Annotated in this window: 12 protein-coding genes; 10 read left to right on the top strand and 2 right to left on the bottom strand. The window is 61.8% G+C overall.

Annotated elements, in window-relative coordinates; translation table 11 throughout:
- Position 1 precedes the first annotated feature (1 nt).
- Entirely contained in the window at positions 2-1,039 is a 1,038-nt protein-coding gene (locus CGK93_RS17505) for an LLM class flavin-dependent oxidoreductase (RefSeq protein ID WP_089595911.1), read from the top strand.
- Here the strand turns inward: CGK93_RS17505 and CGK93_RS17500 are convergent.
- Together CGK93_RS17500 and CGK93_RS17495 are read right to left on the bottom strand one after the other, a co-directional pair.
- Positions 1,036-3,753, bottom strand: a complete 2,718-nt coding sequence (locus CGK93_RS17500; protein WP_089595910.1) for an aminotransferase class I/II-fold pyridoxal phosphate-dependent enzyme — start codon at positions 3,751-3,753, stop codon at positions 1,036-1,038. The genes CGK93_RS17505 and CGK93_RS17500 overlap by 4 nt on opposite strands.
- A gap of 28 nt (positions 3,754-3,781) precedes the next feature.
- Positions 3,782-5,260 (bottom strand): amino acid permease, encoded by a 1,479-nt coding sequence (locus tag CGK93_RS17495; protein ID WP_198318253.1) that lies wholly within the window; start codon positions 5,258-5,260, stop codon positions 3,782-3,784.
- Between CGK93_RS17495 and CGK93_RS23640 the strand changes: the two genes are divergently transcribed.
- The 9 genes from CGK93_RS23640 (at position 5,250) to CGK93_RS17455 (ending at position 14,976) form a co-directional block, all read left to right on the top strand.
- A complete protein-coding gene (locus tag CGK93_RS23640) occupies positions 5,250-5,399 on the top strand; it encodes a hypothetical protein (RefSeq protein ID WP_157731859.1) in 150 nt (49 codons plus the stop codon). The genes CGK93_RS17495 and CGK93_RS23640 overlap by 11 nt on opposite strands.
- Positions 5,400-5,598: 199 nt before the next feature.
- Positions 5,599-7,215 carry a PucR family transcriptional regulator gene (locus CGK93_RS17490; protein ID WP_089595909.1) on the top strand — a complete coding sequence of 539 codons (1,617 nt, stop codon included), beginning with the start codon at positions 5,599-5,601 and terminating at the stop codon, positions 7,213-7,215.
- A gap of 5 nt (positions 7,216-7,220) precedes the next feature.
- Positions 7,221-8,132 (top strand): glutaminase, encoded by a 912-nt coding sequence (locus CGK93_RS17485; RefSeq protein ID WP_089595908.1) that lies wholly within the window; start codon positions 7,221-7,223, stop codon positions 8,130-8,132.
- Positions 8,133-8,147: 15 nt separating this feature from the next.
- Entirely contained in the window at positions 8,148-8,927 is a 780-nt protein-coding gene (locus CGK93_RS17480; protein ID WP_089595907.1) for a DNA alkylation repair protein, read from the top strand.
- Between the two features lie 90 nt (positions 8,928-9,017).
- Positions 9,018-10,295, top strand: a complete 1,278-nt coding sequence (gene cobA / locus CGK93_RS17475) for a uroporphyrinogen-III C-methyltransferase (protein ID WP_089595906.1) — start codon at positions 9,018-9,020, stop codon at positions 10,293-10,295.
- A gap of 20 nt (positions 10,296-10,315) precedes the next feature.
- A complete protein-coding gene (locus CGK93_RS17470) occupies positions 10,316-11,782 on the top strand; it encodes an FAD-dependent oxidoreductase (protein WP_089595905.1) in 1,467 nt (488 codons plus the stop codon).
- A gap of 572 nt (positions 11,783-12,354) precedes the next feature.
- Positions 12,355-12,969, top strand: a complete 615-nt coding sequence (locus CGK93_RS17465; protein WP_089595904.1) for a hypothetical protein — start codon at positions 12,355-12,357, stop codon at positions 12,967-12,969.
- A 5-nt stretch (positions 12,970-12,974) separates the two neighbouring features.
- Positions 12,975-13,457, top strand: a complete 483-nt coding sequence (locus CGK93_RS17460) for a hypothetical protein (protein WP_089595903.1) — start codon at positions 12,975-12,977, stop codon at positions 13,455-13,457.
- Positions 13,458-13,596: 139 nt separating this feature from the next.
- Positions 13,597-14,976, top strand: coding sequence for an MBL fold metallo-hydrolase (locus CGK93_RS17455; RefSeq protein ID WP_089595902.1), 1,380 nt, complete (start codon positions 13,597-13,599; stop codon positions 14,974-14,976).
- Positions 14,977-14,985: the final 9 nt, after the last annotated feature.

Here is a 14,985-nt window from a genome sequence, read left to right as displayed (position 1 = left end):
CATGCACAACAAACGGATCGGTTTCCTCTCCTTCGGTCACTGGGCCCGCGTCCCGGGTTCCCTCGTGCCAACGGCTGGGGAGGCCCTGAAACAGGGCATCGAACTCGCTGTGGCCGCTGAGGAACTGGGCATCGACGGGGCCTTCTTCCGAGTGCACCACTTCGCCCGGCAGCAAGCATCGCCCTTTCCACTGCTGAGCGCTATTGCGGCACGGACCAGCCGGATCGAAATGGGCACCGGCGTGATCGACATGAGATACGAAAACAGCCTCTACATGGCCGAGGAAGCAGCAGCCACAGACCTCATCAGTGATGGGCGGTTGCAGCTCGGAGTGAGCCGTGGTTCACCCGAACCCGCACGGAACGGAGCAGCGAACTTCGGCTACGTCCCCGAGGACGGTGAGGACGGCGGCGACATGGCCCGCCGCCACACCGCATTGTTCCGCAAAGCCATCGCCGGGCACGGGGTGGCCGAAGCGGACCCGCACTACGCCGGTGGGGCCACAGGTCTGCTGCCCATCCAACCCCAGTCACCCGGCCTCCCGCAGAGAATCTGGTGGGGCGCCGGAACCCGGAAGACTGCAGTCTGGGCAGCAGAGCAAGGCATGAACCTCATGAGTTCAACCCTCCTCACCGAGGACACCGGTGTTCCTTTCGACGAACTGCAGGCAGAGCAGATCCGAATGTTCCGCGAAGCCTGGGCCGCCGCAGGGCACGACTTTGAACCAAGGATTTCCGTCAGCCGCAGCGTCATCCCCATCGTGGACGACGTCGACAATCATTACTTCGGTCTCCGAGCCCAAGCGGACAGCCAAGACCAAGTGGGAATTCTCGACGGCGCGTTGTCCCGTTTCGGGAAGAGCTACATCGGCGAGCCGGATCAACTAGCAGACGAACTGGCGAACGACGCAGCCGTGCAAGCAGCCGACACGGTCCTGCTCACAGTGCCCAACCAGCTTGGCGTCGACTACAACGCCAAGCTGCTGGGCAACGTCGCCAAGCACGTCGCCCCTGCTTTCGGTTGGAGCGCCAAAGCCTAGGACGCCACCGCCACCAGCTCGAGAACAGAAGACGAAGCAGGCTCCACGAAAACCCGGTACCCCCGTTCGTGATCGAACCCGTGTATTTCACGCGTATCCAAAGCAGCCATGAACTCGAGAGTCTGCCGGGTGATCACCTGCCCCGGGACCAGGATGGGGAACCCGGGCGGATACGGCGTAACGAACCCTGCCGAGACCACTTCCTGTCCCTTGGCCACCGCCGCAGCCACCTCAGACGCGGACAAGTACACCGTGGAATCGGGTTTGTAACTCTCAAAGTAGGCGGCCCGGATATCACCGTCCTCGCAGGAATCATCCGTACGGAAGCGCGCGGCGAAGGTGCTGAAGTCCGGGAGCGGGGGAGTCGGGCGGGAAGCGTCGGAGGCGGCAGGTAGCGTCCGAGCCCGCGCCGAAGGATGTGGATTCTCAAAGCCTTCAGCGAGTTTCACCAGGACCTCGATCAGGTACGCCACGGAGCTTCGTGACGTGCCGATGTTGGTCATGAACAGCACCGTGTTCCGTGACGTCTTGTTCACCTGGATGCCGTGATCGTCCATGAGGTAGCTGTGGCGGAAAGTATCGCCGTCGATCCCTGTTTTACTGATGTCCAGCGTGAGGCGGCTGGGATCGATAACGAATTCGTCCCGCTGCCAGGCGTCCTCCAGCTCCGACAGCCCATCCCGCAGCGGCATGCTGGAGCCGGTTTCCCTATAGCGCGGACCGATGAGGTCCCGCGAGGTCAGCACACGGAAGTACTTCTTCAGCAGGGGATGCCGGGCCACGGCTTGGGCCACGGATACGGCAAGGTCGGATTGCCGTTGCACCAGGCCGAAACCTTCCAGTTCCACCTGTCGTCTGCCAATGTCCAGGGAAGCCAGAATTTGGTAGTTGGGGGAGGTGGACGTGTGGGTCATGTACGCCTCGCGGAAGGACTCCCGGTTGGAGTCGGCGAAGTCTTGGTCATACACGTGGATCATGGAACCCTGCCGCAACGAGGTCAACGTTTTGTGGGTTGACTGCGTTGCGTAGACCCGGAGGCGTGCCTTGGCAGGATCCGGAATCAGCCTGGTGTTGAGCCAGGCTTCGTCATCAACGGGTTCGCCGGTGACCGGGTCATGAAGGGCGGCGGCCTGTTCCGCGTACCGGGCGGCGTAGGCAGGATCGCTGAAGGAAGCTTCCAGGGCGGCTGCAGCCGCCATACCGGTTCGACGGCGGTACACCGGATGGGAGCGGGCGAAGGCAAACCACGCCTCATCCCACAGGAAAACCAGATCCGGTTTGATGGCCAGGCATTCCTCCATGACCCTTTCGACGTCGTAGACGACACCATCAAACGTGCAGTTGGTGAGGGTCACCATTTTCACCTCGTGAAGCCTGCCTGCCCGCCGGTACTCCAGAAGCCTGCGCTTCAGGCTGGCCAGAGGGACGGCCCCATAAAAGGCGTACTTGTCCAGGGGATAGGCATCCAAGTAGGACACACGGGCACCGGCAAGCACAAAGGCGTAGTGGTGCGATTTGTGGCAGTTGCGGTCCACCAGCACAACATCGCCCGGGGCAAGCAGGGACTGGTGCACGATCTTGTTGGCCGTGGATGTGCCGTTGGTGACAAAGTAGGTTCGTTGCGCCCCAAAGGCCCGGGCAGCGAGTTCCTGTGCGCGTTTGATGGACCCGTGCGGATCCAGCAAAGAGTCCAGACCGCCCGAGGTGGCGGACGTTTCGGCCAACAGCAGGTTTGTCCCGTAGAAATCGGCCATGTCCCGGATCCACGGTGAAGTCCCTACAGACGCACCCCGGGAAATCGGCAGGGCGTGGAAGACGCTGGCCGGGCGGCGGCTGTAGTCCTGCAACGCCGTGAAGAACGGTGTTTCGTAGCGTTCGGCCACCCCGGACAGCAGTGACAGATGCAGGTCCAGATGATCCTGTCGCCGGAAAATCCGCCGGAACTTCCTGGTGAGGGATCCCGCCAGGGACTCGATGGAAACCCCTGCCACCAAGTAGACGTCCAGTTCCGGCCGCAGCCCGGAAATTGCATCGGCCAGCGCAAGGATCCGTCTGATGGGTCGCGAGTCCTGCAAGTCTGCGGAGGTATGCCGGGCCAGGAACCTCCGGAGGTCGCTGCCCAAGAGATGGGAGCTGCGGAGGGAAAAGCCCGGGCGAAGAACAACGGACTGGATATCGGGGTTCAGCATGATGGCCACCAAGGCATCCTCATAGCTGGGAACCACGTTGACCGTGTACGTGAACGCATCCGAAGGGCGGCGCTGCGCAGCCATGGTGTTCTTGAGCGCCTCGGCTTCTTCAGGCTCCATGGTGTCCACCACCAGGACCTCAAAGCGTGGCCGCTCCGCCGGCTCGGACTGGTCAACAACTTCCTCGTCCGGGAGCTCAGCGCGCGGCACCGCAGCTGTTTCCCCGGACGAAGCGAGCGGGAGGTGGGACAAACCGCCCAGAAGCTGGAGCGCGGCCTGGGGTTCGCCGTCGTCGATTAATTGGCGCAACTGGGCCACGGCGTCGACTCCAGGCTCGGCCCAATACGGTTCCACCGCCGCCAAGAGGGCAAAAGTCCGGTCGATCTGGGACAGCAAACCGGACTCCTGGTAGGTGGCCGAGGCGAGCTGTCTGAGGGCGTATCCCAGGAACTCCCACGCATCGGCTCGGGACCGCCAGGCCCTGCTGGGGGTGCCGATTTTGGGGGACGGGGAAGGGGTGCTCATGTGTTTCACTTTCAAACTGAAAAGGGGTCTAGGACGTCAGGGCTGTGCGGATGCGGCCGCGATACGCGTACCAGCCGGCGATCAGCAGCGGAGCCAACACCAGCAACGAGGCCAGCACCCAGCGACCTGTTTCCGAGAACCCCATCGTGACCAGGACAAAGGCCAGGAACCCGAGCGTGAGGTAGGAGGTAAAAGGAGCTCCGAACAGCCGAAAGGCCGGGCGTACCACCTTGCCGCTGCGAACCCAGTGCTGGAGTTTGATGTGACAGAGCATGATGGTGGCCCAGCCGCCGATGATTCCCACGGCCGAGATTTCCAGCACGATCTCAAAGACCTGCGAAGGGACAACGGCGTTCAATCCAACGCCCACCAGGGTGATGACCGCTGTCAGCAGGATGCCACCGTAGGGCACTCCGGACGCGCTGATCCGTCCGGTGAATTGTGGAGCGGAGCCGTTCACTGCCATGGAGCGGAGGATGCGGCCGGTGGAATAGAGGCCGGCATTGAGGCTGGAGAGCGCAGCGGTGAGAACCACGAAGTTCATCACGGACGCCGAGATGGCGCCGGCCTGCGGATCGCCGAGGTGCGAGAAGAAGGTGACAAAGGGGGATTCGCCGGCCTTGTAGGACGTGAAGGGAAGAAGGAGCGAGAGCAGCAGGACGGAGCCCACGTAGAACACTCCGATGCGGATCACCACGGTGTTTACCGCTTTTGGCATTACCTTGTGGGGGTCGGCGGTTTCGCCGGCCGCGGTGCCCACGAGTTCCACCGCGGCGTAGGCGAATACCACGCCGCTGATGGCCAGGAGCGGTGCCACGGAGCCCATGGGGAACATGCCGCCGTTCTCAGCGATGACGTTGAAGCCCGGAACGCCAACGTCCGTCCGTCCGCCGAAAACAATGAAGCAGATTCCCACCACGAGGAACGTCACCAAGGCGCCCACCTTGATCATGGCGAACCAGAACTCCATCTCGCCAAAGATCTTCACGGACACCAGGTTCAGGGAGAGCACCACTACCAAAGCAATCAACGCGATCAACCACTGCGGGATGTCGTTGATGGGTGCCCAATATTGGCCCCAGAACTTCACATACAGGGCTACGGCGGTGACGTCCACGATGGAGGTCATGGCCCAGTTCAGGAAGTAGAGCCAGCCCGCGGTGTAGGCCATTTTCTCGCCGTAGAACTCGCGGGCATAGGAAACGAACGAGCCGGAGGTGGGGCGGTACAGCACCAACTCGCCCAGTGCCCGCAGGATCAGGAACGCGAAGAATCCGCAGACGGCATAGACCAGGACCAGCGCAGGTCCGGATCCGTTCAGGCGGCCTCCGGCACCCATGAAGAGCCCGGTACCGATCGCACCGCCGATGGCGATCATCTGGATCTGCCGGGGCTTGAGGGTCTTGCGGTAGCCGGCTTCCTCTTGGGCGAAAGCGTTCGACGGCGGACTGGCAGCCAGGTCTGTTGGGGAAGGAAGGGTTTGTGTGGACGCAGGGGTGGGTATCACTTCGGGGGTCTCCTTTGACTCCGTTGCCACCACAGGTGGCTCAATACTCCACAACGTGGGGCTGGCTGCCTCGCAGTTGCGCCTGAAAATGGCCGCGCTGCAGTCAGTCTTTGTGGTGTGGGACAGTCACCAACTCTAGGTCGCTGCCGTCGACAACAAATTGGCTGGCGAACCAAATTAGGGGCCCGACTCTTGTGCCGGGGGGACAACACTGGTGTTCTGGAGGGCCGGTAATGTTTCTCGCTGTGCGTGCTTGCGTACATGTACCGGCGACGCCCCTCAATGGCGAGGAAGCGTACTGCTGAAGGAACTGATGTGGAGAGGAAGCGATAGCTTCGTTGAAAGCCCTGGAAATTGACGACGACGGCGTCGTCACCGTATTGAGCGACGTCCTGGAAGACCTGGGTGTCGGCAACGCCCGGTTGCTGCTGGCCCCCGCAGAGGACAACAGAACCGTTCGCGAAACTGTCATTGTTGATGCTGAAGACGACGACGAGATCCGCCCAGGGGCCCTGGTCATGTTGATCGGCGTTCGAGGGCGTGCGGCGCTCCCTGCACTCCGCCGCATCATGGCGGGCCGTCCCACGGCAATTGCGGTCAAGGGCAGTGAACGCGAGTTGGAAGCCGCAGCAGAGTTGCTCCAACCGACCGGCATTGGACTGGTGGCTGTTGCCCCGGGGCTCCGCTGGGATAAGTTCGAGAGCATCGCGTTGGACCGGGTCCGTGAGAACGATGTGCCAGGCGAAACCCCCACGTCAGTTCACCGCGACTTGTTCGCGATCGCCCAAACCACGGCCACACTGACCAATGGCCACGTGGTGATCGAAGATCCGGGCAACAGGGTGCTTGCGTACTCACCGGCATCCAATGACGTTGACGAGCTCCGCCGTCTGTCCATCCTGGCGAGGCGAGGCCCTGAAAAGTACCAAAAACTCCTGAAGGAATCAGGGGTCTATAAGCACCTGCAGGCCACTGAAGCGCCTGTCCATGTGGAAGCCAACCTTGATGCGGGTCTTCGTGAACGTGTGGCAATCGGCATTCACGCGGGCAGCCGTGTCATGGGTTACATCTGGTTGCAGGAAGGTGCTGAACCCTTGGCGGCCAACACGGACCGCATCATGGTGGGTGCGGCCCGGCACGCCGCCATCGAGTTGGTACGCCACCGCAATGAGCAGTCCCAGTCGATGCGCGAGGACCGGGTGTCCAGCCTGCTCAGTGGCACGGCCCAAGTCCATTCGCAGGCCCAATCGGCAGGCATCGATCCGTCGAAGCCAGCGGCTTTAGTGCTGATCTCGGCGGGCGGGCTGAGCCAGAGCGCGGCGGGGCTTCAGCTCCGCAGGGGAGAGCTCTCCAAGGTGGCATCAATCCATGCAGCAGCCTACCGACCGGGCGCGGTGGTAGGGGCCCTCGGAATGGAAACGGCCATCATCCTGCCCGACGTGGACCCACTGAAATCCGTCCCCGCCATCAACCGCCTGGTCAACACCATTGTTCGTGATGCCACCACCCACCTTCACTTCCAGGTGCAGGCAGCAGTTGGTCCCATCGTTCCGCGCCTGGACGCCCTGCATGCCACCCTTGATCACGTGCGCAGCGTCCTCAAAGTCATGGAGGCAACGCCGGACGTTCGCGTGGCCTCGTACAGCGACGTGGAAACAACCGTCCTGACCAGGGAATTGTTGGATTTGATGGAATCCCGGACCACCTTGCGTCATGGAGGAATTACCCGGCTGTGCAGCCGCTATCCGGAATTCGCGCTGACCCTCCTGACTTATCTGGAGTTCTTTGGCGACGTGAACCGGTGCGCCGAGGAATTGGCTGTCCACCGCAACACCGTTCATTACAGGCTCCGCCGCGCCTGCGAGGTGGCTGGCCTGGACCTGCACTCCGCGGATGAACGCCTGCTGGCACACCTCCAGATCAGGCTCTGGACCTACGCAGGGACCAAGGTCTAGAAACCATGGATATCCAGAATCTCCTCGACGACATCGTCGGGGCCGTGCAGCCGCATGTCGGCCAGGGAAACGTGGCTGACTACATCCCCCAGCTTGGGGCCGTGGATGCCCAACAATTCGGCATTTCGGTGGCCACCCGTGACGGCGAAGTTTATTCAGCCGGAGATGCCCACGTGGACTTTTCCATCCAAAGCATCTCCAAGGTCTTTGCGCTCGCCTTGGTGCTGGCCTTCGACGGGGACAGCATTTGGAAACGGGTGTTCCGGGAGCCGTCGGGCAACCCCTTCAATTCGTTGGTCCAGTTGGAAAGCGAAGACGGCATTCCCCGAAATCCGTTCATCAACGCCGGTGCAATAGTTGTGACGGACCGGCTCCTGAGCCTGACAGGAAACGCCGCCCACGCCGTGCGGGATTTGATGCGCCAGGAGACCAGCAAGGACAGCATCGATACCGATCACCACGTGGCTGGCTCGGAACTGGCCAACAGCCACCGCAATGCTTCCTTGGCCCACTTCCTGGCAAGCTGCGGCAACCTGGAGAACCCTGTGGAGGATGTCCTGGACTCTTATGCGAAGCAATGCGCAGTGGCCATGACGTGCGAAGACCTTGCGCTCGCAACCCGGTTCCTCGCCTCCAACGGCCTGGGCGCAGACGGGACACTGCTGTTGTCACCGGCGCAGACCAAGAGGATCAACGCCGTCATGCTCACGTGTGGAACGTACGACGCCGCGGGCGAATTCGCGTACCGCGTGGGCCTTCCGGGCAAGAGCGGCGTGGGCGGCGGCATCGTGGCTGTGGTTCCGAACAAGTGCTCCATCAGCGTGTGGAGCCCCGGTCTGGGAAGGTCCGGGAATTCGGTGGCGGGTGTCGCAGCGCTGGACGAATTCACCACACGTACTGGCTGGTCGGTGTTTTAGGCGCATGATGGAGGGATGACCCCCAAGGCAGGGAAGGCACCCAAAGCGGCGTTGGCGCCGGGAACCGAGCCCACCGCCGTCGAGTTCCTCGCGCGGCTCCAAGCCCGGCAGTCCGACGTCGAGCAAGCCAAATACCAGCGCTATTTCAAGACCGGCAAGGGTAACTACGCCGAGGGCGACTTCTTCCTTGGCGTCCGCATGGGCGAGGTTTTCACACTGGCCAAGGAATTTGCAGCCATGCCACCGGAGGAGATCGAGAAGCTCCTGGAGCAGGACATCCACGAGGCCAGGGCTGGAGCCGTGAAGATCATGGCACTCCAAACGCAGAAAAAGAAGACCACGGAACAGCGGCGCCGCAACCTCTACGAGATGTACCTGCGCCGCCACGATCGCATCAACAACTGGGACCTGGTGGACCTGGGAGCGGGAAACGTGGTGGGTGGCTGGCTTATGGATAAACCGCGGGACCCGCTGTATGGCTTGGCCCGATCAGCCAGTATGTGGGAGCGCCGGACGTCCATCGTCGCGACGTCGGCATTCATTCGTGAAGGCCAACTGGACGACACCTTTGCCATCGCCGAAATCCTGCTCGGCGACAAAGAGGACCTGATCCACAAAGCAGTAGGCGGCTGGGTCCGCGACGCAGGGCGCAGCAGCCGCGAACGCCTGCTGGCGTTCCTGGACGAGCACGCCGCCACCATGCCCCGAACCACCCTTCGTTACGCCATCGAGCATCTGGGCAAAGAGCAGCGGGCCTACTATCTGACGCTTAAAGACAGGGTTTCTCCGGGCTGACCGCGGAGATATGTGACGCAGGATTACCCAGCGTTACCGGGTGTTTCTGAGCCTTTGAAGCATGTTACGGAGCCGCCCTACAGTTTTTTCATGGCAATACAGGACATTTACCCCACCGCGCTGCGGCTGCTCGGCCGCCCGGTGCTGGTGGTGGGCGGCGGCCCCGTTGCGGAACGCCGTGCCAAGGGACTGCTCGACGCCGGCGCGAAAGTCACCGTGGTAGCTCCCGTTGCCACCGATAACCTTCGCGGACTCGCAGCTTCCGGCCTCCTCACCTGGGAGCCGCGCGAGTACCGCACGTCAGACCTCGACGGCGTCTGGTTCGTCCAGACCGCCACTGGCACTGCCGCTGTGGACACCCAGGTATCGGCCGACGCCGAGGCGCAGCGCATCTGGTGCGTCAATGCATCCGACCACGAAGCATCAGCCGCGTGGACACCCGCCGTCGCCGTGGTTGATGACGTCAAGATCGCCATCAACGCCGGGGGAGACCCGCGCCGTGCCATGGCTCTCCGCAATGCAGTTGCCACTGCCCTGGAAACAGGTGACCTTCCGCTGCGACGCCACCGCAAGCCGGACGCGGCCGGTAAGACTCCGGCTGGTTCTGTCGCCTTGGTGGGCGGCGGACCTGGCGACTCGGGCCTCATCACCGTCCGTGGCAGACGCCTGCTGGGCCAGGCCGACGTCGTGGTTGCTGACCGTCTTGGCCCGCGCGAGCTGCTTAAGGAACTGGCTCCGGATGTCCGCGTGATCGAGGTTGGCAAGACGCCCGGCCACCATCCCGTGCCGCAACTGGAGATCAACCGGATCCTGGTGGACGAAGCCCTGCAGGGCAACCGGGTGGTCCGCCTCAAAGGCGGCGACCCCTACGTACTGGGTCGTGGCGGCGAGGAAGCAGAGTTCTGCCGGCAGAACGGCGTCGAGGTTGAAGTGGTGCCCGGCGTGACATCGGCAATCTCTGTTCCGGCCGCTGCCGGTATTCCCGTGACGCACCGTGGCTTGGCCAAGGGCTTCAGCGTGGTGACCGGCCACGAAGAGCTGTCCGAAGTCCCCGCACGCCCCGATCACACTGTGGTGTTGCTCATGGGAGTAGCGCAATTGCGGGATTCCGCGGCTGCGCTGGCGGGCTCGGGTCTGCCTTTGGACACGCCAGTAGGTATCGTAGAGAACGGGTATTTGCCGGACCAACGCGTCACCATCGGCACTCTGGGAACCATCGCGGACCAGGCGGAAGCCGTCGGCGTGGCCAACCCGGCGGTCATTGTGATCGGCGATGTTGTCCGTGTCAGCCCCTTTGCACCGCAGCACTTCAAGACCGCTGACTACAGCACTATTACCCCAAATCGTCCCCGCGTCCGCAGTAACTGAGAAGAAGAAGGAACACAGCCGTGTCAATTAGCACCCCCGTAGGTTCTGCGGACCGTCCGCTTCGCATCGCCGTCATCGGCTCCGGCCCGGCCGGCGTGTACGCAGCGGACATCCTGACCAAGAGCGAGGCCGTCAAGAGCGGCGAACTTAACGTCAGCATCGACCTCTTCGACCGTTACCCGGCACCGTACGGCCTGATTCGCTACGGCGTGGCACCGGACCACCCCCGCATCAAGGGCATCGTCAATGCCCTGCACAAGGTGCTGGACCGCGGCGACATCCGCTTCTTCGGCAACGTGGACTACGGCACGGACATCTCCATCGAGGACCTCCGCAAGCACTACGACGCCGTCATTTTCGCCACTGGCGCTATCAAGGACGCGGACCTGAACATCCCGGGCATCGAACTTGAAGGCTCCTTTGGCGGCGCCGACTTCGTCTCCTGGTACGACGGCCACCCGGACGTTTCCCGCGAATGGCCACTGGACGCCAAGGAAATCGCTGTCCTCGGCAACGGCAACGTAGCCCTCGACGTCGCACGCGTCCTGTCCAAGCACGCCGATGACCTCCTGGTCACCGAAATCCCGGACAACGTCTACGCCGGCCTGAAGAACTCCCCGGTCACCGACGTCCACGTCTTCGGCCGCCGTGGCCCGGCACAGGTGAAGTTCACCCCGCTGGAACTCCGCGAACTCTCGCACTCCAAGGACGTAGACATCATCCTCTACGCCGAGGACTTCGAATTCGACGAAGAGTCCGACCGCCAGGTCCAGACCAACAACCAGACCAAGACCATGGTTGGCACGCTGACCAACTGGATCGCCGAGCAGCCAGAGGACCTCTCCGAGCTCACCGCTTCCCGCCGCCTGCACCTGCACTTCCTGCACAGCCCGGTGGAAATCGTGGACTCCCCGGAAACCCCGGGCAAGGTTGCCGGCATCAAGTTCGAGCGCACCGAGCTTGACGGCACGGGCAATGCCCGCGGCACCGGCGAGTTCATCGACTACCCGGTCCAGGCCGTATACCGCTCCATCGGCTACTTCGGTTCGGCCCTGCCGGACGTCGAATTCGACCACAAGAAGGGCGTCGTCACCAACGACGGCGGCCGCGTCCTGGACGCCGACGGCCAGCATGTTCCGGGTCTCTACGCAACGGGTTGGATCAAGCGCGGTCCGGTGGGCCTCATCGGCCACACCAAGGGCGATGCCCTCGAAACTGTCACGTACCTGCTGGAGGACCGCGAGAACCTTCCCGTTGCCGAGGTTCCCGCAGCGGACGCCGTCGTGGATCTGCTCGACGCCCGCGGTGTGAAGTTCACCAGCTGGGAAGGCTGGCTGGCACTGGATGCCCACGAGCTCGCGCTCGGCGCAGCAGCCACCGAGGCCGGCACCTCCCACGGTGTTGAGGTCAAGCGTGAGCGCATCAAGGTGGTGCCGCGCGAGGACATGGTCAACATCTCCCGTGATGGCGTAGCCGCACAGGTCTAAAACTACGCGGGGGTCATCCCATCTAACTGCTCCCCGAAAGGCAGAACTGAGAAATCAGTTCTGCCTTTCGGGGAGTAGCTATATCTGGAGCTAGTTCGTTATCCGAGCAGTTGCCCGTAGAGGCCGCTCAAGTATGTGTTCGCTACGCCTACCAATCTGTTCAGCATCAATCGAAGACCCAGCCTGGACCAACCAGGATGGGTCGTTTTGCATGGATCAGCATCGGTTTCCAAGACCAGAGCTGCCACATCATGCGGCACGAAGATCGCAATGCGCGAAACGGCTTTTGCTGTTTCGTGACGCGGAAATCCAGATATTTCTCCGAATTCGGGATTATTAACACTCCAGAAATGATTAACTGGTGCAATGATCAGAAAGATGTAAACATTCCCTCATGATGGCGACATCGTAGTCGCCGCTTTCTGCCTGCCGCTTTGACTCACGGCGACTGCTGGTGGGGCTACGGGCTTCAAATTCAAGGGACAACAGGGGTTGACTGTGCCAGGTCACGACAATAAGCCGTCTTGCACTTAAGACCTGGCTTTCGATCCCTCTTCCTTCAGGAGTAGCAAATGACTTTTTCATCAAAGCACTTACGCTCGACCGCCGCTGCCGCACTCGCGATCTCCAGCGTAGCGTTGGCCATCTTCGCGTCCCCGGCCCTCGCGACCAAAGAGGGTTCGCTGGATCCGGACGTTTTGGTCCCTGCGCTAGGCCAAGAACAGCGGGCAATAGACCTGCCCCCTTCAGCTGTAACCGCAAGCCATGCCTTATCGGACCTGGCGACAGATTCCATGCGCCTGCTAAAGAAGACAGAAAGCGCGTCGTACTATGCGGCTGTGAGCTCTGATCGGTCAGAAGTCTGCATGGTCGTATCCCTCGAGGCGCCGGCAGGAAACATCGGAACGGCTTGCATGACACGGGCCCACTTCAATGAGAGTGGTCTTTCACTCCATCTCTGGGGCGATCAGTCAGCCGCTAACGCGAAGGGAGTTACCGCTTATCTGGTGCCCGCTGATGTCGAACTGGAAGCCAACCCCACATCGAAGTCCCTGCGGGCAGATTCGGTTAAGAGTAATCGGGCAAGCGGCCTGCTCCTGGTTGAAGGCCTCGAAGACTTGCCTCTCACGGTCGAACTGCCGCGAAGCACATCAAAGCGTGCGTTCGTTCTTAACCGATTGGACTAGGCAACGTGCCCAGCACCAGCGTTATTCGAACGCTCGGGTCGATGATGGTTACAGTTGCTTGGATACTTGCCCTTGGTTTCCTTTCGATCCAAATTCGAAACGCCCAGGACGGGATCATTACGGATTTTCTAGGCAACCCTATTCAAGCCATGGTTCCGAGGGCGGCATGGGAATACCAGCTAGCAGCAGTGATTCTCAGTGCAGTCACAATGGGGGTTTTCCGCGACCGTTTCTCGCCTCAAAAATCGAATGGCTCGGTGGCCCCACTTTGGGGAGCAACCATCACATTGGGCATGACGATGATTATCGCCATCATTATTGGGCAACCAGAAACTGAGCTGGGCCAGCGCACTAACTCAATTTTCTTGCAGTGGCTGGTAGAGGGGGCATTTTCACTAGCATCTGCAACAGTTCTCGGTATTCTCATTTCTTGGAACATCGCAATTTCGAGGAACCGGTTTCTGGGCTCAGGAGACCCCGAGCGATGAAGAGAATCAGGATTCCATAACCTGAGGTAAAGAGGGGCTGACTCAAGAGGCCTGTAGCCATGGGGATTCCTGGTAGCTGCAGGGATCACCATAGTAGGCTCCTCTGCTTCCGTTACAAGCTCCGGCTGTACCCTGAACCATGGACGTCGTCGTCATCGAAACTCCCCAGTTGGGGGACCGCAGCTACCTGGTGCATGACGGCACTGTGGCGGTGGTGATAGACCCCCAACGGGACATTGACCGGGTTGAAAAGGCTGCCCGTGAAGCCGGCGTCCGGATCACGCATGTGGCCGAAACGCACCTGCACAATGACTACGTCACCGGTGGTTTGGTTCTGGCGGAGAAGCACGGTGCCGCGTACTTGGTGAACGCGGCCGATGAGGTTTCGTTTGTGAGGGTTCCCGTCACTGACGGCCAGGTCCTGCGCGTCGGCAGGCTCTCGGTTTCGGTCGTTGCGACGCCGGGCCACACGCACACGCACCTCTCTTACGTGGTGAGGGATGACACCTACGACGGCGGGTTGGAGGCTGTGTTTTCCGGCGGCAGCTTGCTCTATGGTTCGGTAGGGCGGACGGACTTGGTTTCCCCTCATGACACGGCAAAGCTGGCCCATGACCAGTATTCCTCCGTGCGGCGCCTGGTGGACGCGGCCCGTCCGGAGGCAGCGCTGTACCCGACCCATGGATTTGGTTCGTTCTGTTCCATAGGTCCCGCGAGCCGCCAGGAATCGTCCACAATTGCTGAGCAGGCAAAGTCCAACCACGCCCTGACGGATCCCCACGAGGACCACTTCGTTGCAGAGTTGCTGGAGAATATCTCCGCCTATCCTGCCTACTACGCCCACATGAGCCCACTGAATGCGGCCGGACCGGGCCGCCCGGACCTGACAGTTCCGGACTCCGTTGATCCCGTGGAGCTGAGCCGGCGGTTGAGGGCAGGGGAGTGGGTGGTGGATCTGCGCCACCGCGTGGCTTTCGCTGATACCCACCTTCAAGGCAGCGTGAGCTTCGAATACGGTCGCGGGGACAACTTCACCAGTTACCTCGGCTGGGTGATCCCGTGGAACCAGCAGCTCACGTTGCTGGGCCCACGCGGCGAGGTTGATAAGGCGATCCGCGACCTGGCGAGGATCGGCATCGACAGCCCGGATGCCGCCGTCGGGCCTGACTCAACGGGTCTGGACATCGGAGCCCTGGCACCGCAATCTCCCCGGGTGAGCTATGAGCACGGAGATTGGAACCTCTTTGCAAGCGAGCGGAAGCCGGAGGACGTGGTGTTGGACGTCCGGCGTCCGGACGAGTTCAACACATCCCATATCAAGGGTGCGCTGAACGTGCCCGTCTACGAGCTCCTCGGGAGGATCACCGAACTGCCGGATCAGAGGATTTGGGTGCACTGTGCCACGGGATACCGGGCGAGTGTTGCCGCGAGCCTGCTGGATCGGGCCGGGCGCGAGGTGGTCCTGATCAATGCCAGGTTCAGGGACGCCGCCGGAGCCGGAATCGAGACAGTGCCGTAAACAGCAAAA

This window comes from Arthrobacter sp. YN (assembly GCF_002224285.1).
In the GTDB taxonomy this organism is placed as follows: Bacteria; Actinomycetota; Actinomycetes; order Actinomycetales; family Micrococcaceae; genus Arthrobacter.
This window is presented reverse-complemented; position numbering and strand designations above follow the sequence as displayed.